The organism is Mycolicibacterium arenosum, assembly GCF_024320865.1.
GTDB lineage: Bacteria > Actinomycetota > Actinomycetes > Mycobacteriales > Mycobacteriaceae > Mycobacterium > Mycobacterium arenosum.
Genome location: NZ_JANDBD010000012.1, coordinates 1 through 18,264, shown reverse-complemented (window position 1 = coordinate 18,264; position 18,264 = coordinate 1). Strand labels below are relative to the sequence as shown.

Below are 18,264 nucleotides of genomic sequence, written 5' to 3'. Positions count from 1 at the left end.
GGTAGGTTAGCCTACAAGAGTGATAGAGGTCGAGGAGTTCCGGTCCGAGGTCCGGGGTTGGCTGGCCGACAATCTCGTCGGTGAATACGCGGCACTGAAGGGCCTCGGCGGCCCTGGTCGCGAGCACGAGGCGTTCGAGGAACGGCTCGCGTGGAATCGGCATCTTGCCGCTGCGGGGCTGACCTGCCTCGGCTGGCCGGAGGAGCACGGCGGCCGCGGCCTGTCGGTGGCTCACCGGGTCGCGTTCTACGAGGAGTACGCGAAAGCCGACGCCCCCGACAAGGTCAACCACTTCGGGGAGGAACTGCTGGGACCGACGCTGATCGCCTTCGGCACACCGGAACACCAGCAGCGCTTCCTGCCCAAGATCCTCGACGTCACCGAACTGTGGAGCCAGGGCTACTCCGAACCGGGCGCGGGCAGCGACCTCGCCAACGTCTCGACCACCGCCGAACTCGACGGCGACCAGTGGGTCGTCAACGGCCAGAAGGTGTGGACGTCGCTCGCGCACTGGGCTCAGTGGTGCTTCGTGGTCGCGCGCTCCGAGAAGGGTTCCAAGCGGCACGCCGGCCTGTCCTTCCTGCTGGTGCCGCTGGACCAGCCCGGCGTCGAGGTTCGGCCGATCGTTCAGCTGACCGGCGACTCCGAGTTCAACGAGGTCTTCTTCGACGACGCCCGCACCGACGCATCACTCGTCGTCGGCGAGCCCGGTGACGGCTGGCGCGTGGCGATGAGCCTGCTGACGTTCGAACGCGGCGTATCGACACTCGGCCAGCAGATCCGTTACAGGCGAGAGCTTCTCGGGGTCGTCGACCTGGCGAAGAAGACCGGTGCCATCGACGATCCGCTGATCCGCCAGGCGCTGACTCAGTCGTGGGTGGGCCTGCAGACCATGCGCTCGTACGCGCTCGCGACGATGGACGTGGAGCAACCCGGTCAAGACAACGTGTCGAAGCTGTTGTGGGCCAACTGGCATCGCGAACTCGGTGAGATCGCGATGGACGTCCAGGGCAAGGCCGGGCTGTTGCTCCCCGACGGCGAGTTCGACGAATGGCAGCGGCTGTACCTGTTCTCACGCTCGGACACGATCTACGGCGGGTCCAACGAGATTCAGCGCAACATCATCGCCGAGCGGGTGCTCGGCCTGCCCCGAGAGGTCAAGGGATGAGTCTCGCGCAAGCGCCCGAGGAGATCGCGGGCCACGGCCTGCTGCAGGGGAAGGTCGTGCTCGTCACCGCCGCAGCGGGCACCGGCATCGGCTCCACGACCGCGCGCCGTGCCCTGCTCGAAGGCGCCGACGTCGTGGTCTCCGACTACCACGAACGGCGGCTCAACGAGACCCGTGACGAACTCGCCGCACTCGGCCTCGGCCGCGTCGACGCCGTGGTGTGCGACGTCACCTCCACCGAGGCCGTCGACGCGTTGATCACATCGGCCGTCGAGAAGGCGGGCCGGCTGGACGTGCTGGTCAACAACGCCGGCCTGGGCGGGCAGACACCCGTCGTCGACATGACCGACGACGAATGGGACCGCGTCCTCAACGTCACGCTCACCTCCGTGATGCGGGCCACCCGCGCCGCGCTGCGGTACTTCCGCGACGTCGAGCACGACGGTGTCATCGTCAACAACGCCAGCGTATTGGGTTGGCGCGCACAGCATTCGCAGTCGCACTACGCCGCAGCCAAGGCCGGCGTGATGGCGCTGACGCGGTGCAGCGCCATCGAAGCCGTCGAGTTCGGGGTGCGCATCAACGCGGTGTCGCCGAGCATCGCGCGGCACAAGTTCCTTGAGAAGACCAGTTCGACCGAGCTGCTCGACCAGCTCGCGTCCGACGAGGCGTTCGGCCGTGCCGCCGAACCGTGGGAGATCGCCACCACCATCGCGTTCCTGGCGAGCGACTACTCCAGTTACCTGACCGGCGAGGTCGTCTCGGTGTCGAGCCAGCGGGCGTGAGTACGCTGGGTGCGTGAAGCACGTGGCGGTCGCCGTCGGCAGCGTGGTCGGCGTGCTGGCCCTGCTGACCGGGTGCTCCGGTGCCAGTAACTCCGGTGGTGACACCACGTGCCGGGACTTCCTGGCGATGCGCACCGAGAACATGGATGCGACCGTCGCGCGGATGCTCAAGGAGCGCAACGGCAGGAACTCGTCGACGACCGAGGTCGTCGACACCAGGGTGACGACCCTGGCCGCGTGTGCACCTCCGGACAGGGGCGACGTCACGATCGGCGACCTCGTCTGACGACCGTCGTTCGCAGACCTTCCGGCGATCTCCACGGAATCTTCACAATCACCGCTCAGTAGCCCCACATCCGGCACCTACAGTCGAAGTCGTGAAGCGCATCCTGGTCGTCGACGACGAGCCGACGATCCTGGCGGCCGTCGCGACCCGGCTGCGCGCCGAGGAGTTCCTCGTCGAGACCGCAGTCGACGGTCCGTCCGCCGTGGCCGCCGCAACCACCAGCCCGCCGGACCTCGTCGTGCTCGACGTGATGCTGCCGGGTTTCGACGGCCTCGAGGTGTGCAGGCGAATCCAGGCGGCCCAACCGGTTCCGGTGCTGATGCTGACCGCACGGAGCGAGGAGACGGACATGCTGATCGGGCTCGGCATCGGTGCCGACGACTACCTCACGAAACCGTTCAGCATGCGTGAGCTGGTGGCGCGGGTCAGGGTGCTGCTGCGCCGCCTCGACCGGGTCGGCCAGAGTCAGGCGCTGGACGTCGGCGGGTATCGAATCGACCTGGAAGGCCGCCGCGTTCATCGAGACGACGTCGAGATCCATCTGACCCGAACGGAATTCGACCTGCTCGTCTTCCTCGCCAGCCGACCGGGCGCGGCGGTGTCGCGCGACGCCCTGCTCGAACACCTGTGGGGCTGGGCTTCCGGCGTGGAGAGCCGCACCGTCGACACCCATGTGAAGGCGCTGCGCCGCAAGCTCGGCTCGGAGCTCATCCGCACCGTGCACGGGGTCGGCTACGCACTGGAGGCCAGGTGAGCGGATTCGCCGCGCTCTGGGACCGGTTGCCCCGGCCGCTGGATCCGCTGGCCTCGTTCAAGGCGAAGATGGGGTTGCTCGTCGTCGGCGTCATCATCCTCATCGCGTTCCTCTTCTGGGTGGGCACGGGCTGGCAGATCCGCCACACGCTGGCCGTCGCGCTGGTGGCGTCGCTGGTGTTCACGCTGTTCCTGACGCACGGCATGACATCGCCGCTGCGCCAGATGACCGCGGCCGCCCGCGCGATGGCTCGCGGGGACTACAGCGTTCGGGTCCGCGCGACCTCTCGAGACGAGGTGGGCCAACTCGCGACCGCGTTCAACCAGATGGCGGCCGATCTCGGCGCGGCCGACGAGTACCGCCGCGGGCTGATCGCGAACGTCAGCCACGAACTGCGGACCCCGATCGCGGCGCTGCACGCGGTTCTGGAGAACGTCGTCGACGGCATCGCGCAGCCCGACCCCGAGACGCTGCGGGTGGCGCTGGCCCAGACCGAACGGCTCGGCGAGCTGGTGGCGAACCTGCTCGATCTGTCCCGCGTCGAGGGTGGGGCGATTCCATTGCAGCGCAGTTCGTTCCACGTGGAGGACTTCCTGACCGACGCCCTCCGGCACGTGTCACCGGCGCCCCACGACGTCGAAGTCGACGTCCGGGTGACGCCGCCGGATCTGACGGCCGTGGCCGACCCCGCGCGGCTGCGACAGGTGGTGGTCAATCTGGTCGACAACGCGATTCGGCACAGTCCGGCAGGTGGCCGGGTGACCGTACTGGGGTGCGCCGCCGACGCGGAGGGTCTGCGACTCGAGGTGTGCGATGAGGGGCCCGGCATCCCACCGGCCGAACGCGAGACCGTGTTCCAGCGTTTCACCAGAGGGGCGACGTCGGCGGGTGGTACCGGGCTCGGCCTGGCGATCGCCCGCTGGGCCGTCGAACTCCACGACGGGGTCATCGACGTCGTCGATTCGCCAACCGGGTGCCGATTCGCGGTCACCGTTCCCCACCCCCGCCCAACCGAGGAGCTGACATGACCATGCCGGGCCAGGGGTGGTACGCCACGCCCGTCTCGTCACCCGTCCTACCGCCACCGCAGATGCCACCGGTGCAGGGCCCGCTGCCGCCACGCCACGGTGAACCGGGGTGGAGCATCTGGCCGCGGAAGGTGTGGCCACTGGATCCGACGGAGGCGGCGCCGCAGCGGGCGGTGGTGCTCGCCGTCGTCGCGGGCCTCATCGGGACCGCGGTGTGGCGGATCGGCACGCTCAGCATCGGCTACCTCGTCGTCGGGGTGCTGGTGTTCGGCGTGGTGTTCGGGACCGCGCAGCGGCGGCCCAGCCGGGACGAATGGCTCGGTATGGCAATCACTCTCGCGTTGCTCGCCGTACCGGCGATCCTCGCGGCGACGTGGCTCGGCGTGCTGTGCGTGCTGGCGGCATGGCTGGTCGGCTGGGGCACGTTGGTCGGCGGCCGGACGTGGACTGCGGTGTTCGTCGGCCCCTTCATCGCGTGGCTCGCACCCGCCCGCGTCGCCGGGTGGGTGCAGCGCGCGGTACCCGGTTCCGGGATCGGCGACCTCGGCCGGGGTCGGGTGCTACGGGCCGGTGTCGTGGTGGCCGTCACCGTGGTGCTCGCGCTGGTCTTCGGCGGGCTGTTCGCCTCCGCGGACCCGGCCTTCTCCCGCGTGCTCGACGGGCTGACCCCCGAGTGGAGCTTCGGGCAGCTGTTCGCACGCGTCGTCGTGTTCGGCGTCGTCGTGGCGTTCGTGCTGATCGGCGCCTACCTCGTTCGGTTCGCGCCGAGGTTGGACGCCGCCGCGCCACCGCCCATGCGGCCGGTCCCCAACTGGGAGTGGGCGTTTCCGCTCGGCGTGCTGAACGTCCTGTTCCTGGGCTTCGTCGCGGTACAGGCGACCGTGCTGTTCGGCGGCCACGAGCACGTCCTGGGAACCGACGGCCTGACCTACGCCGAGTACGCGCGCCAGGGCTTCTGGCAGCTGCTCTGGGTCGCGGCGCTGACGCTGGTGGTGCTCGCCGTCGTCATCAGGGTCGCCGCGCGCGTCGAACCCCGTGACCGGGTGCTTCTGCGAGTACTCGTCGGAACCCTGTGCGCCACCTCGATCGTCGTGGTGATCTCCGCGATCCACCGGATGTGGGTGTACCAGCAGGCGTACGGCTTCAGCGTGCAGCGGCTGGTCGTCATCACGATCGAACTGTGGCTCGGAGCGGTGTTCCTGCTGATCGCGATCACCGGAATCCGGATGGCCGGGCGGTGGCTGCCGCGGGCGGTGCTGCTGGCCGGCGTCGTCGCCCTCCTCGGGTTGGCGGCGATGAACCCCGAACGCTTCATCGCCGAGCGCAACATCGACCGCTACGAGCAGTCGGGGCTGCTGGACACCGAGTACCTGCTGCGGCTGTCGCCCGACATCCAGCCGGCGTTGCAGCGCCTCCCGGAGGCGATGCGCGTCTGCGCGTTCTATCGTGACGATCGGCCCGTCCCCTGGTACGCGTTCAATCTGGCTCGAGCGCGGGCGAATCACGACGGAACGCCGGACGACGCGTGCAGCGAGTACTGGGAGTCGTCGCGGTAGCGGGTCTTACCTAGCAAGCGCTTGGTTGCTATGGTGGTCCGGTGGATAAGGCGTCGCAGACCCGCCGCGATGAGCTGCTCGCGCTCGCCGCGACGATGTTCGCCGAGCGCGGGTTGCGGGCCACCACGGTCCGGGACATCGCCGATTCGGCGGGCATCCTGTCGGGCAGCCTCTATCACCACTTCAAGTCCAAGGAGCAGATGGTCGAGGAGGTTCTGCGCGACTTCCTCGACTGGCTCTTCACCCGCTACGAGGAGATCGTCTCGAGTACCGCCGATCCGCTCGAACGGGTCAAGGGACTTTTCATGGTGTCGTTCGAGGCCATCGAGCACCGGCACGCGCAGGTCGTCATCTACCAGGACGAGGCCAAGCGGCTCAACCCGCTGCCGCAGTTCGGCTTCCTCAACGAGCGCAACCGCGAGCAGCGCAGCATGTGGATCGACGTGCTCAAGCAGGGCGTCGCGGATGGCATGTTCCGGCCCGATCTCGACGTCGACCTCGTCTACCGCTTCATCCGCGACACCACCTGGGTCTCGGTTCGCTGGTACCAACCCGGCGGCCCGCTCACCGCCGAACAGGTCGGCGCGCAGTACCTCGCCATCGTGCTCGGTGGCATAACCGAAGGAGAAAACAATGGGTGAGGCCTACGTCATCGATGCCGTACGCACCGCAGTCGGCAAGCGCAACGGCGGGCTCTCCGGTGTGCACCCCGTCGACCTCGGCGCCGCCGGCTGGCGCGGGCTGTTCGACCGCAACGACGTCGACCCCGGCGCCGTCGACGACGTCGTCGCCGGCTGTGTCGATGCGGTCGGCGGTCAGGCGGGCAACATCGCCCGGCTGTCGTGGCTCGCGGCGGGCTTCCCCGAGGAGGTGCCCGGTGTCACCGTCGACCGCCAGTGCGGATCCAGCCAGCAGGCCATTTCCTTTGGTGCACAGGCGATCATGTCGGGCACCGCGGATCTGATCGTCGCGGGCGGCATGCAGAACATGAGTCAGATCCCGATCAGCTCGGCGATGATCGTCGGCGAGCAGTTCGGGTTCACCTCGCCCACCAACGAGTCCAAGTCCTGGCTGCACCGCTACGGCGATCAGGAGATCTCACAGTTCCGCGGGTCCGAACTCATCGCCGAGAAGTGGAACCTCTCCCGTGAGGAGATGGAGCAGTACTCGCTCACCAGCCACCAGCGCGCTCAGGAGGCCATCCGGGCCGGTTACTTCGAGAACGAGATCATCGCGGTGGACGGCTTCGTCACCGACGAGGGGCCGCGTGACACCTCGCTGGAGAAGATGGCCGGCCTCAAGACGCTCGTCGAGGGCGGCAGGCTGACGGCGGCCATGGCCAGCCAGATCTCCGACGGCGCGAGTGCGGTGCTGCTCGCATCGGAGGGGGCGGTCAAGGACCACGGGCTGAAGCCGCGCGCCCGGATCCATCACATCAGCGCCCGCGGCGCCGACCCGGTGTACATGCTCACCGGGCCGATTCCCGCCACGCACTACGCCTTGCAGAAGGCCGGGCTGACAATCGAGGACATCGACACCGTCGAGATCAACGAGGCGTTCGCGCCCGTCGTCATGGCCTGGCTCAAGGAGACCGGCGCCGACCCGGCGAAGGTCAACCCGAGCGGCGGCGCCATCGCGCTCGGCCATCCGCTGGGGGCCACCGGCGCGAAGCTGTTCGCGACGATGCTGAACACGTTGGAGCGCACCGGCGGCCGCTACGGCCTGCAGACGATGTGCGAGGGCGGCGGCACCGCCAACGTCACCATCATCGAGCGCCTCTAGTTCTCGACGCCTATACCGGGGACGGCTGGCGGCCGCGGATGAGCTTGCCGGGCCGGGCGTCGGTGGGTTCGCCGTTCTCGGCGATCACCTCACCGGACACGATGGTCGCCACGTAGCCGTCGGCGGCCTGGTCGAGCCGGCGGCCACCGGCGGGCAGGTCGGCCTTCACCGTCGGCCGGTACAGTCGCATGGCGTCCGCGTCGATCACGTTGACGTCGGCCTTGTGCCCGACGGTGAGCTGTCCGCGGTCGGCCAGCCCGGCGATGCGCGCAGGCACCGACGTCAGCTCCTGGATCACCCGCTGCATCGACAGTCGCCCGGATTCCCGGTCGCGGACCCAGTGCGTCAGCATGTACGTGGGAAAGCTTGCGTCGCAGATCATTCCGTAGTGGGCGCCGCCGTCGCCGAGGCCGAGCACTACGTCGTCGCGCTGAATCAGCTCCGCCACGGTGTCCAGCGAGTTGTCGCGGAAGTTGGCGAGCGTGACCAGCAGCATGGCGTGGCCGTCGTCGTCGAGCAGGCGGTCGTAGGCCTCCTCGAGCGGGCTGACGCCGCGGGCGCGCGCTCGCGCACCGATCGAATCCTCCTCCGCTGGCTCGTAATTCGGCGGGTCGCCCAGCGGGAACATGTAGTCCCACGCCTGCGCGGCGAACATCAGCGGGTGCCCGTCACTGGCCGGCTTGTCGGTCAGAATGCGCTCGCGGACGTCGGGTTTGCGCATCTCGGCGACGCGTTCGGTCAGGGGCAGTTGGGCGATCTCCCGGTACGACGGGTACATGACGAACGGGTTGCCCGACAGATCCAACCCGAGCACCAGTCCGATCGGCCGAGGGAAGATCTGCCCCGTCACGTCGCCACCGTTCGCGTTGGCCTTCTCCACCATGCGCAGCGCGTCGAGGTGAATCGGCGGGCCGGCGTTGCCGATCGCCAGTGTGAAAGTCACGGGCAGACCGACTTCGGCGGCGACGTCGAACACGGCGCTCAGCGCGCCCTCGTAGTCGCAGGCCATCAGGTCGGGCACGAACTGCAGCAGACCGCCACCGGCGTCGTCGACGCCGCGTGCGATCGCCTCGATCTCGGCGTACTCCGCCTCGTAGCTCGGAATCGGTTGTCCGCTGGAGGTTTTGTGCAACGTCAACCGGGACGACGCGAAGCCCAGCGCGCCGGCGCGGATGGCCTCCTCGGCGAGCTTGCGCATCATCGCGAGGTCCTCGGCGGTGGGTAACTCGCGGTCGACCCCGCGCTGGCCCATCACGTACACCCGCAGCGGCGAGTGCGGCAGGAACGCGGCGACATCAATGTCCCGTTGTCGCGTCGCTAAGGCGTCGAGGAACTCCGGGAACGTCTCCCAGGTCCACGGCAGCCCGTCGACCATCACCACGCCGGGGATGTCCTCGACGCCCGCCATGACGTCGACCAGGGTGTCGTGGTCCTCGGGGCGGCAGGGTGCGAATCCGACGCCGCAGTTGCCCATCACGGCCGTGGTCACGCCGTGGGCCGACGACGGTGTCATGCGATCCGACCAGATGGCCTGACCGTCGTAGTGGGTGTGCAGGTCGACGAAGCCGGGTGTGACGAACAGGCCGGTCGCGTCGATCTCGCGAACGCCCGAGCCCTCGACCGATCCCATCGCCGCGATGACGCCGTCGGCGATGGCGACGTCGCCCACGTACGGCTCACCGCCCAACCCGTCGACGATCGTGCCGTTGCGGATTATCAAGTCGTAAGCCATCTCCTGAATGTACGACTCGCCAACTCAAAGAACCATGTCCGAGTGCCGTGCTTGGATGGCCCCGTGATCGACCACTTCGGAATCAACTGCAGCGATTGGGACAGATCCAAGGAGTTCTACGACAAAGTGCTGGGCGTGCTCGGGTCGTCGCGCCAGATGGACTTCGGCGTGGCGGTCGGCTACGGCGCCGACGGCCACGCGTCGTTCTGGATCGCGGACGCCTCGGCCGGTGACGCGAGTGGGCCGAACCGCGAGACCCACATCGCGTTCGCGGCCAAGGATCCGGAGGCGGTGCAGGCGTTCTTCCACACCGCGCTCGCGCTGGGTGCCGAACCCCTGCACGAGCCGCGGCTCTGGCCCGAGTACCACCCGAACTACTACGGCGCGTTCGTCCGCGATCCGGACGGCAACAACGTCGAGGCGGTGTTCCACGGGGGCGGCCCGAAGTCCTAGAACCGATGTTCTAGAATCAACGTTCTATGAGCATCGGCAAGCTGTTGGCAGTCGTGGGCGGAGCGCTGATCCTCGCGGCGTGTGGAGCATTGGGCGACGGGTCGCGGCCGACCGCGTCCGGACCGCCGGAGCGTCCCGCCGCCGGGCAGCCCGTTCCGCTCGCCGGCCTGTACGCGATCGAGTGGACGGGTGCCGTCTCGCACATCGGCGTTCCCGTCGACATCGGCCTGAGGCCGGGGGAACGGAACGCGTGGGTGTTCCGCACCAGCTGTGACGACGACGGCTGTGTCGCGACCGGCGGTGGCGTCGCCGATAACAGCGCCTCGACGGTGCGGCTGGCCGCCGTGCGCATCGGCGACTACGTCGACGGGCGCTGGTCGATCGTGTGGCGCAGTGCGAAGGGCCCGACCTGCGCGGGCGCGGACGGAAAGACGTACTCGTCGCCGGTGTGGACCGTCTTCGACATCACCGACGACCTGACGATGACGGCGACGCTGGTGGGCACCGGCGACTGCCCGTTCATCGAGGTCCACCATCCGACCATCACGAGGGCCGACGACTCGCTGCTGGGGGCGCCTGTTCCCGATCCGGCGGACCAGCCCGCCAGGATCGTTCCCGGCGGGGCGGGTTTCGCGGGCGATTACACCCTGACGCGGACGCCGCGTGACGGTGGCGTCGTGCAGCTGAGCACCAGGGAGGTGACGACGACCTGCCTGCGCGCCGAGTCGCGGTGCATCAGCACGTCGGTCGACGACGACGCTGCGGAGTTCTCGGTGTTCGAATTCGACGGGGACGCGTTCAGCCGTCGTGCCACCGCGGTGAAGCAGCCGTGCGGTACGGGTGGAGACGGCGTCGCCGCGGTGACCGAGACGTTGCAGTCGACGGGGGAGTCCGCACCCCTGCGCACGCTGTCCGGAGAGCGCACCGCGACGTTCAGCGCCGGATGCGCCGGCAGCGTCACGGACGACGTGACGTACACGATGGTCGACGACTGACCGCGCCGGCCGCGGGTAGCTTGCGAGTATGGCCCACGTTCCGGAAGACGCCACCGCCGCACGCGAACTGCTGCGCGACGCGTTCACCCGACTCATCGAGCACGCCGACGACCTCACCGACGGTTTGACCGACGAGGTGTCGTTCTACCGGCCGACACCCGAGGCCAACACCATCGCCTGGCTGCTCTGGCACAGCGCGCGGGTGCAGGACGCGCAGCTGTGCGACATCGCAGGCATCGAACAGGTGTGGTTGCGCGACGGCTGGGTCGACAGGTTCGCCCTCGATCTGCCACGCGACGCGCACGGCTACGGTCACACCCCCGAGGACGTCGGCAAGGTGCGCGCGCCCGCGACCCTGCTTGCCGGCTACTACCGGGCCGTCCACCACGTCACCCTCGAGTACGTCGCGGGGGTGACGTCGGAGGATCTCGAGGTCGTCGTCGACGAGCGGTGGACACCGCCCGTGACGGCGAGCGCCCGCCTCGTCAGCATCATCGACGACTGCGCTCAGCACCTCGGCCAGGCCGCGTACCTCCGCGGCATCGCACCGGCGGGCTGAGTGCGCGCGGTGTACTGGTGGCCGCCCGTCGGGCTGGCCGCTCTCGTCGCGCTGGGGGTCGCCGTCGGCAGCGGCACGACGCCGCTCGACGACTGGTTCCACCACACCTACTACGACCACCCGGTCCTCGGCCGACTGCTGTTCGTCACCGACGCGCGCGTGCAGTTCACGGCGTGGCTGATCGTGGTGGCGGTGGCCGTGTTTCGGCGGCGCTGGCGACTGAGCGCCGTCGTCGTGCTGGCGCCGCTGGTCGGGGTGATCGCCTCGCGGCTGGCGAAGCGGGTGTTCGACCGCTACCGGGACGACGCGCTCGCCTATCCGAGCGGCCACACCACGCTGCTGGTGGTGGTGCTGGGGATGGCGCTGCTGGTGTTCGGCGTGACGCTGTGGTCGGTCGTCGCGGCGTCGGTCATCGCGGTCATCGGCGTGCTGGGGCAGGGGTTCACCTACCACTACTTCACCGATGCCGTCGGTGCGCTGTTCCTCGGCAGCGCAGTGGTCTGCCTCGCCGCGTGGGCCGCCGGACTTGACAGGTGTCAACCCAGCTGCGACTTAGATCACAGCGGCGGTTAACATGGCCCCATGACAGCTACGCCTGACGTGGACGCGTCCGCCACCGCCACCATCCACAACCCCGCCACGGGAGCCGTGGCGGGAACCGTGCGCTGGACCGACCCGGCCGACGTTCCCCGCATCGCCGCTGGCCTGCGCCAGGCGCAGCGCGAGTGGGAGGCGCGCGGTGCCGCAGGCCGGGCGAAGGTGCTCGCGCGCTTCGCCGTCTGGATGGGTGAGCACCGCGACGAGATCGAGCAGCTTCTGATCAAGGAGACCGGCAAGTCGGCGACCGACGCGGCGCAGGAGGTGCCGCTGCTCATCATGATCGCGTCGTACTACATCAAGACGATGGAGAAGGCGCTGGCGCCCGAGACCCGGCCCGCGCCGCTGCCGTTCCTGTCGATCAAGAAGATCCAGGTGCACTACCGGCCGCGTCCCGTCGTCGCGATCATCGCGCCGTGGAACTACCCCGTGGCCAACCTGCTGATGGACGGCATCGCCGCGCTGGCAGCGGGATCCGCGGTTCTGCTCAAGCCGTCGGAGCGCACGCCGCTGACCGCCGAGCTGCTGCTGCGCGGGTGGATCGACTCGGGTGCCCCCGAGGTGATGGCGATCGTGCAGGGCGCCCGCGAGGCCGTCGAGGCCGTCGTCGACAACGCGGATTTCGTCCAGTTCACCGGGTCGTCCGCGACGGGGGCGAAGGTGGCCGAGCGGGCCGCCCGCACGCTCACCCCGATCAGCCTCGAACTCGGCGGCAAGGATCCGATGATCGTGCTCGAGGACGCCGACATCGAACTGGCCGCGCACGCCGCGGTATGGGGTGCGTTCTTCAACGCGGGCCAGACCTGCGTGTCGGTCGAGCGCGTGTACGTCATGGAGCAGGTGTACGACGCGTTCGTCGACGCCGTGGTGAAGGACGTGCAGAACCTCAAGATGGGCGCCGGCGACGGCTTCGATTTCGGGTCGCTCATCGACGACAGCCAGGTCGCGGTCGTCGAGCGCCACGTCGCCGACGCCCTGGCGAAGGGTGGCCGGGCGCGGACCGGCGGCAAGCGCCCGTCGGGTCCGGGATCGTTCTACGAGCCGACCGTGCTCGTGGACGTCGACCACTCGATGGACTGCATGATGGAGGAGACCTTCGGGCCCACGCTGCCGATCATGAAGGTGTCGTCGGTCGCCGAAGCGGTGCGGCTGGCCAACGACAGCCCGTACGGCCTGAGTGCCGCGGTGTTCTCCCGCGATATCGAGCGCGCGAAGGATGTTGCGCTGCAACTCGATTGCGGTGCCGTCAACGTCAACGACGTGATCTCCAACCTGATGTGCACCACCGCGCCGATGGGCGGCTGGAAGACCTCGGGCATCGGCGCGCGGTTCGGCGGCGCAGACGGTATCCGCAAGTTCTGCAAGCAGGAGACCGTCGTGGTGCCGCGTACCGCCGTCGGCGCGGGCGGCAACTACTACAACAACTCGCTCAAGGCGCTCAAGCGCATGAACACCATGATGACGAAGCTGGCGCTGGCGCGCCCGAAGCGCACGGCGAAGTAGGGCTCAGTCCGGCGACGACCGCCGCTGGACACTGCGCAGCGTGCTCGTAACGAACTTCTCGAGCACGTCTTCGCGTTCGGCGCTCAGTTCCCTGTTCGTCATAAGCAGGGCGTGCAGGCCGACGAGGAAGAACGCGGCGCTCTGGAGTGAGTCGACGTCGTCGTAGAGTTCGCCGCGATGCCGTGCGCGCTCGATCTCGCCGGCGAGCAGGACGTACGTCGGGTGCTGCGACCACTGTTCCTCGCCAAGCCTTGTCGGTGAGAAGTAGAGCGCGATGACATCGCGGAACAAGCCTGCACCCCATTGGTTTTCGAGCGCTAGCACCAATTCGATGATCTTCTGGAGCACGGCCCGCAGATCGTGGGGCGCATCGAGGAAGGTGTTGAGCTCCTCGCCGAGCCGACTCTCGTCGCGGCGGATCAACTCGAGCAGCACGTGATCCTTGGTCGGGAAGTGGAAGTAGAACGTGCTTCGCGAGACTCCCGCCGACTCGACGATCGCGTTGATGTCCGCCGAGGCGGCACCGGACCGCTGGAACTCCACGATGGCGGCGTCCAGGACGCGGGCACGTGTTCGACGTCGCTGCGCCTCGCGCCCGATGGAACCGTCTCGCACCGGACCATTGTGCATCAGGAAAGCCATTCGCTGACATCTGTCATCCGAATCGGCAGCTGCTGCCGCGGTAAAGCCAACATTCGAGTGTTCGCGGTCCAGATTTCGTTGTCATCTGTCAGTGAGCATGCTAGACCTGTCGCATGGTGGCGACGCATACCGACAGCCGTGGCGGGCGGGCGGCCCGACGTCCCGTGAACACCAGGGGCCAGCGCATCATGCTGTGGACGGCACCGCCGGCGATGGCGCTGCTGGCGCTCGCGTACGTGCTCTTCCCGGTCATGTCCCCACCGCTGTCGCCGACGTTGACGCCGGAGGAGGTCGCCGCGTTCTTCCGCGACTACAACACCGGCATCCTCGGTGTCGTCATCCTCTGCAACCTCATCGCCGGGTCGCTGGTCCCGCTCTTCGCCGTGACCGCCGTGCAGATGTCGCGTATCGGCACCTCGAGCAGCGTCTTCACCTACGCGTACGTCATCTGCGTCGGGGTGGGCACGACGGCGTTCATTCTCGCCGACTACTGCTGGGGCGTAGCCGCTTTCAGGCCCGACCGCGACCCGCAGCTGATCAGTCTGCTCAACGACATGGCGTGGTTCCTGTTCATCGCGCCGGTCGGCGCCATCATCGTGCAGAACCTCTGCCTCGCGGTGAGCATCTACCTCGACGAACGACCGGACCCGATCTTCCCCCGCTGGGTGGCGCACTTCAACGTCGCCGCCGCCCTGCTGCTGGCCCCGAGCGCGTTCTCGATCCTGGTCAAGTCGGGCCCGCTCGCCTGGGACGGTGGCGTGTCGTTCACGCTGCGCATCGCGGTGCTGGCGACCTACGTCGTCGTGATGTTCCTGGTGCTCCTGCGGATCGTCAACCGGCAGGGCGACGAGCAGGACACCCTGGTATGACCGCCCCGGTACGGCGGCGAAACCGCAAGCGCGACCAGTGGATCGCGTTCTGGACCGTTCCGGTGTTCTTCAACCTCTTCGGCATCGTCTTCGTACCGCTCAGCTGGATGATGCCGCCGCGGCCCGCGAACAGTTCCACGCCGCAGGTGGTCGAGTTCATGCAGTCGCACAACCTGCTCATCGCGTGCGCGATTCTGACGCTCTCCTTCGGGTTGGCGCCGTTGTCGAACTCCGTCTATCTGATTCAGGTCAAACGGATGTCGGTGAGTCCGGTGTTCCGCTACTCGATCATGATCGGCTCGATGACGGGCGCCATCGTGGGCATGTTGTTCCCGATGTTCTGCTTCGGCCTCGGCTCGTTCCGTGCCGGATACGACCCGTCGATCCTGCAGCTGCTCTACGACTTCGGATACCTGGCCTACATCGGCTCGCTTGGCTGCTTCTGCGTGATGTGGATGGCCTTCGGCCTGGCGATCATTCTGGACCAGAACAACATCCTGCCGAAATGGCTTGGCTACTACACGGTCTGGCAGTACGTCACCGAGCTGATGGCGGCACCGGTGTGGATCTCCAAGTCGGGCCCGTTCGCGTGGAACGGCGTGATGACGTTCTGGTTCGCGATGGTGCTGTACGTGTCGTGGCAGATCATCGTCTACGTCTGCATTTACCGGGCGATCAAGAATCAGCCCGACGATGAACTCGACAACGCCCGGCTTCACGACGACGCCCCCCTTGTCGGAGCGAAGGCGTGACCGACCTCGCCGAGGGCGTCGACGATCGAGTGCGAAACACGAAGGCGCGCAGGCATGTTCCCGGTGACGCCGGCATGTGGTTCTTCGTCATCGGCGACCTGCTCATCTTCGGCGTCTACTTCGTCGGCTACATGTACTACCGAACGCAGGATTCTCCGATGTTCCTGGAGAGCCAGGCTCGGCTGAACCTGGACATCGGCGCGCTCAACACGATCGTGCTGCTGACGAGTTCGCTGTTCGTCGCGCTCGGGACGGGCGCTGTCCGCGCCGGGAAGACGGTGGACGGACTGCGCCTCTTCGGTATCGCTCTCGCGATCGGCGCCGCGTTCCCGGTGCTGAAGCTGTTCGAGTACGTCCCGGAGATCACCGCGGGCCTGACGCCCGGTACGAACCTCTTCTTCATGTACTACTTCGTGATGACGGGCCTGCACCTGTGTCACGTGCTGCTGGGCCTGGTGATCATGTCGTTCGTCATCCGCAACCTGAGATCGGCCTCGCCGCGAATCTCCTTCGTGGAGACCGCCGCCACCTACTGGCACATGGTCGACGTGCTGTGGCTCGTCCTGTTCGCGCTTCTCTACGTGATGAGGTGACCGGTGACATCCCCCCCTTCGTACCGTCGTACCCATCTGACCCTCGTCTGGGCCCTGCTGACGGTGGTCACCGTCGCGTCGTGGTTGACCGCACGCGACGGCGGCGCGACGCACGTCGTCAACGCGACGGTCACCGTGGTGGTGCTGCTGATCGCCGCGGTGAAGACCCAGTTGGTGATCTGGCACTTCATGGAGGTGCGGCACTCGCCGACGTGGCTGCGGGTGACCACGATGAGTTGGCTGGTCGTGCTCTTCGCGCTGCTGCTCGGCATCTACTTCGCCGCGACCTGACCTCCCAGTTCCACGCCACTTGCCGTTCATCTCGCGGTCACCTTGCGGTTCGCCGTGCTGGATACGTTGCCACCCGTGACCCTGGATGCCTCCACCCTCAACGGCTACACCGTCCGCGACGACGATGACGACGATCCCGAACTGCTGATCCAGCCCAGCGGTGAGGTCGTCGACACCTGGCGCGAGGGCTACCCGTACGACGAGCGGATGAAGCGCGACGAGTACGAGGAGCAGAAGCGACTGCTGCAGATCGAACTGCTCAAGCTGCAGAAGTGGAGCCAGTCCCACGGCCACCGGCACGTCATCGTCTTCGAGGGCCGGGACGCGGCGGGCAAGGGCGGCACCATCAAGCGGTTCATGGAGCACCTCAACCCGCGTGGTGCTCGCGTGGTGGCGCTGGAGAAGCCCACCGAGAAGGAACAGACGCAGTGGTACTTCCAGCGTTACGTCAACCACCTGCCCGCCGCCGGCGAGATCGTGCTGTTCGACCGGTCCTGGTACAACCGTGCGGGCGTCGAGCGGGTGATGGGCTACTGCTCGGCGAAGCAGCACGCCGAATTCATCCGGCAGGCGCCGTTGTTCGAGCAGATGCTGGTCAACGACGGCATCAGCCTCACGAAGCTGTGGTTCTCGGTGACGCAGGCCGAACAGCGCACCCGGTTCACCATTCGTCAGGTCGACCCGGTGCGGCAGTGGAAGCTCTCGCCAACCGATCTCGCGTCGCTGGACAAGTGGGAGTCCTACACCGCGGCCAAGGAGGACATGTTCGCCTGGACGGACACCGAGATGGCGCCGTGGACCGTGGTCAAGAGCAACGACAAGAAGCGCGCCCGCATCAACGCCATGCGTTACGTGCTGAGTAAGTTCGATTACGACAACAAGGACCTCGACGTGGTCGGCAAGCCCGACCCGCTCATCGTGGGACGTGCGTTGGCCGACTGATCCAGCCTGCGTCCCCCACCGGAAGGACGCGCGTGCGGTTCCTCGCGACCCTGCTGATGTGGCTGCTGGCGACGGCGGCGCTCGCAGTGGCGGTACCGGCGACCTGGATGCAGCACACCGTCGTCGACCGTGCGGGCTACGCCGCGCTGGCGAGGACGGCTGCCGAGGACCCGCAACTGCAGGCGGCGATGGCCGGTGAGATCACCGCGCAGGTGGCGAGTCGGTACTCGGTCAACGAGACCGTGGTGCGGACCGCCGCGCGGGCGTACACCGCCAGCAGCGCGTTCCCCGGCCAGTTCGCCGCCCTCAACGAGATCGCGCACCGGTGGATGTTCACCGAGGGCGCCGAGCAGAACGGCGAGGGCTGGGTGGTCGACATCGGGCCGCTGCTCAACGACAGCTCGATCAGGGATCCGCTGGCGAACGTGGGTGTTTCCGTGCCTGAGTCGCTGACGGTGCCGATCTCGACGGATCTGCCGGAGAACGTGCGGCCCGGCCAACTGCGACAGCTGACGAAGTGGGGGCCGTGGGTCAGCGTGGGTGCGTGCGTGCTCACCGGCGTGTTCGCTTTGCTGACCCTGGCCGCGTCCAGGCGGCGCGGTAAAGCGCTTGCGGCGCTGGGTGTTTCGGCGTTGCTGGTGGGAGCTACCGGCTGGGCGGCGATCGAGGTGCTGCGCAAGCGGATCGCGGCCGCGCTGGACGTGACGTCGGGCGACATCCGTCAGATCGCCGACGTGATGGTCGGCCACGCCATCGGCAGCCTGCATCTGTGGCTCAGCCTGACGCTGGCGGCGGGAGGGGTGCTCGTCGCGTTCGGTGTGATCGGCGCAGTCCTCGGTGGAGTGCGCGAGCGCACGTGTGGTGTCTCGGGACATCGCGTACACATATGTCTCAGGACATCGCGTACACCGATGATGCCGGTTGAGGCTCGCGGGTGCGGTAGGTCCGGGTGGATTTGTCGCCGCGCTGGTAGTTGC

21 protein-coding genes are annotated in these 18,264 nt (G+C 67.8%); 19 read left to right on the top strand and 2 right to left on the bottom strand.

Annotated features, from left to right (window positions below; translation table 11 throughout):
* Positions 1 to 19: 19 nt before the first annotated feature.
* From ipdE1 to fadA6, 8 genes are all read left to right on the top strand, one after another.
* Positions 20 to 1,168, top strand: a complete 1,149-nt coding sequence (gene ipdE1, locus NM203_RS25485) for an acyl-CoA dehydrogenase IpdE1 (protein WP_255063396.1) — start codon at positions 20 to 22, stop codon at positions 1,166 to 1,168.
* On the top strand, positions 1,165 to 1,953 hold the full coding sequence (ipdF, locus tag NM203_RS25480; protein ID WP_255063395.1) for a (5R,7aS)-5-hydroxy-7a-methyl-1-oxo-2,3,5,6,7,7a-hexahydro-1H-indene-carboxyl-CoA reductase: 789 nt from the start codon (positions 1,165 to 1,167) through the stop codon (positions 1,951 to 1,953). Before ipdE1 ends, ipdF begins: the two co-directional genes overlap by 4 nt.
* 13 nt (positions 1,954 to 1,966) lie before the next feature.
* Positions 1,967 to 2,239 carry a hypothetical protein gene (locus tag NM203_RS25475; protein WP_255063394.1) on the top strand — a complete coding sequence of 91 codons (273 nt, stop codon included), beginning with the start codon at positions 1,967 to 1,969 and terminating at the stop codon, positions 2,237 to 2,239.
* 91 nt (positions 2,240 to 2,330) lie between these two features.
* Positions 2,331 to 2,993, top strand: a complete 663-nt coding sequence (locus NM203_RS25470) for a response regulator transcription factor (protein ID WP_255063393.1) — start codon at positions 2,331 to 2,333, stop codon at positions 2,991 to 2,993.
* 68 nt (positions 2,994 to 3,061) lie between these two features.
* Positions 3,062 to 4,021, top strand: a complete 960-nt coding sequence (locus tag NM203_RS25465; RefSeq protein WP_255063589.1) for a HAMP domain-containing sensor histidine kinase — start codon at positions 3,062 to 3,064, stop codon at positions 4,019 to 4,021.
* The gene (locus tag NM203_RS25460; protein ID WP_255063392.1) at positions 4,018 to 5,577 is read left to right on the top strand and encodes a DUF4153 domain-containing protein; all 1,560 of its coding nucleotides are present in this window, start codon (positions 4,018 to 4,020) and stop codon (positions 5,575 to 5,577) included. The genes NM203_RS25465 and NM203_RS25460 overlap by 4 nt, the downstream gene beginning before the upstream one ends.
* 41 nt (positions 5,578 to 5,618) lie before the next feature.
* A complete protein-coding gene (gene kstR2 / locus NM203_RS25455; RefSeq protein WP_255063391.1) occupies positions 5,619 to 6,218 on the top strand; it encodes a TetR family transcriptional regulator KstR2 in 600 nt (199 codons plus the stop codon).
* Complete coding sequence (gene fadA6 / locus NM203_RS25450) at positions 6,211 to 7,359, top strand: steroid 3-ketoacyl-CoA thiolase FadA6 (RefSeq protein ID WP_255063390.1); 1,149 nt, start codon at positions 6,211 to 6,213, stop codon at positions 7,357 to 7,359. Before kstR2 ends, fadA6 begins: the two co-directional genes overlap by 8 nt.
* 10 nt (positions 7,360 to 7,369) lie before the next feature.
* On the opposite strand, the gene NM203_RS25445 is transcribed toward fadA6, so the two are convergent.
* Entirely contained in the window at positions 7,370 to 9,091 is a 1,722-nt protein-coding gene (locus NM203_RS25445; RefSeq protein WP_255063389.1) for an N-acyl-D-amino-acid deacylase family protein, read from the bottom strand.
* A 63-nt stretch (positions 9,092 to 9,154) separates the two neighbouring features.
* Between NM203_RS25445 and NM203_RS25440 the strand changes: the two genes are divergently transcribed.
* The 5 genes from NM203_RS25440 to NM203_RS25420 are packed head-to-tail and all read left to right on the top strand — an operon-like array spanning position 9,155 to position 13,198.
* Positions 9,155 to 9,544: a VOC family protein gene (locus NM203_RS25440; protein WP_255063388.1), complete on the top strand. Its 390-nt coding sequence runs from the start codon at positions 9,155 to 9,157 to the stop codon at positions 9,542 to 9,544.
* Positions 9,545 to 9,570: 26 nt separating this feature from the next.
* Positions 9,571 to 10,539, top strand: a complete 969-nt coding sequence (locus NM203_RS25435) for a hypothetical protein (RefSeq protein WP_255063387.1) — start codon at positions 9,571 to 9,573, stop codon at positions 10,537 to 10,539.
* Between the two features lie 28 nt (positions 10,540 to 10,567).
* The gene (locus NM203_RS25430) at positions 10,568 to 11,098 is read left to right on the top strand and encodes a mycothiol transferase (RefSeq protein ID WP_255063386.1); all 531 of its coding nucleotides are present in this window, start codon (positions 10,568 to 10,570) and stop codon (positions 11,096 to 11,098) included.
* Positions 11,099 to 11,671 carry a phosphatase PAP2 family protein gene (locus tag NM203_RS25425; protein WP_255063385.1) on the top strand — a complete coding sequence of 191 codons (573 nt, stop codon included), beginning with the start codon at positions 11,099 to 11,101 and terminating at the stop codon, positions 11,669 to 11,671.
* Between the two features lie 9 nt (positions 11,672 to 11,680).
* A complete protein-coding gene (locus NM203_RS25420) occupies positions 11,681 to 13,198 on the top strand; it encodes an aldehyde dehydrogenase family protein (protein ID WP_255063384.1) in 1,518 nt (505 codons plus the stop codon).
* 3 nt (positions 13,199 to 13,201) lie between these two features.
* Here the strand turns inward: NM203_RS25420 and NM203_RS25415 are convergent, their stop codons facing one another.
* Positions 13,202 to 13,831, bottom strand: coding sequence for a TetR family transcriptional regulator (locus NM203_RS25415; protein WP_408633419.1), 630 nt, complete (start codon positions 13,829 to 13,831; stop codon positions 13,202 to 13,204).
* 122 nt (positions 13,832 to 13,953) lie between these two features.
* Here NM203_RS25415 and NM203_RS25410 point away from each other — a divergent pair, with 122 nt between their 5' ends.
* The 6 genes from NM203_RS25410 to NM203_RS25385 form a co-directional block, all read left to right on the top strand.
* Positions 13,954 to 14,709 (top strand): hypothetical protein, encoded by a 756-nt coding sequence (locus NM203_RS25410; protein ID WP_255063382.1) that lies wholly within the window; start codon positions 13,954 to 13,956, stop codon positions 14,707 to 14,709.
* Complete coding sequence (locus NM203_RS25405) at positions 14,706 to 15,461, top strand: hypothetical protein (protein WP_255063381.1); 756 nt, start codon at positions 14,706 to 14,708, stop codon at positions 15,459 to 15,461. The genes NM203_RS25410 and NM203_RS25405 overlap by 4 nt, the downstream gene beginning before the upstream one ends.
* 74 nt (positions 15,462 to 15,535) lie before the next feature.
* Positions 15,536 to 16,054 (top strand): cytochrome c oxidase subunit 3, encoded by a 519-nt coding sequence (locus NM203_RS25400; protein ID WP_303625212.1) that lies wholly within the window; start codon positions 15,536 to 15,538, stop codon positions 16,052 to 16,054.
* Between the two features lie 3 nt (positions 16,055 to 16,057).
* Entirely contained in the window at positions 16,058 to 16,345 is a 288-nt protein-coding gene (locus NM203_RS25395; RefSeq protein ID WP_255063379.1) for a cytochrome C oxidase subunit IV family protein, read from the top strand.
* Between the two features lie 75 nt (positions 16,346 to 16,420).
* Positions 16,421 to 17,287 (top strand): polyphosphate kinase 2, encoded by an 867-nt coding sequence (ppk2, locus tag NM203_RS25390; protein ID WP_255063378.1) that lies wholly within the window; start codon positions 16,421 to 16,423, stop codon positions 17,285 to 17,287.
* Between the two features lie 32 nt (positions 17,288 to 17,319).
* Positions 17,320 to 18,264, top strand: a 945-nt coding sequence (locus NM203_RS25385) for a hypothetical protein (protein WP_308212852.1), incomplete at its 3' end; no start/stop codon positions are given.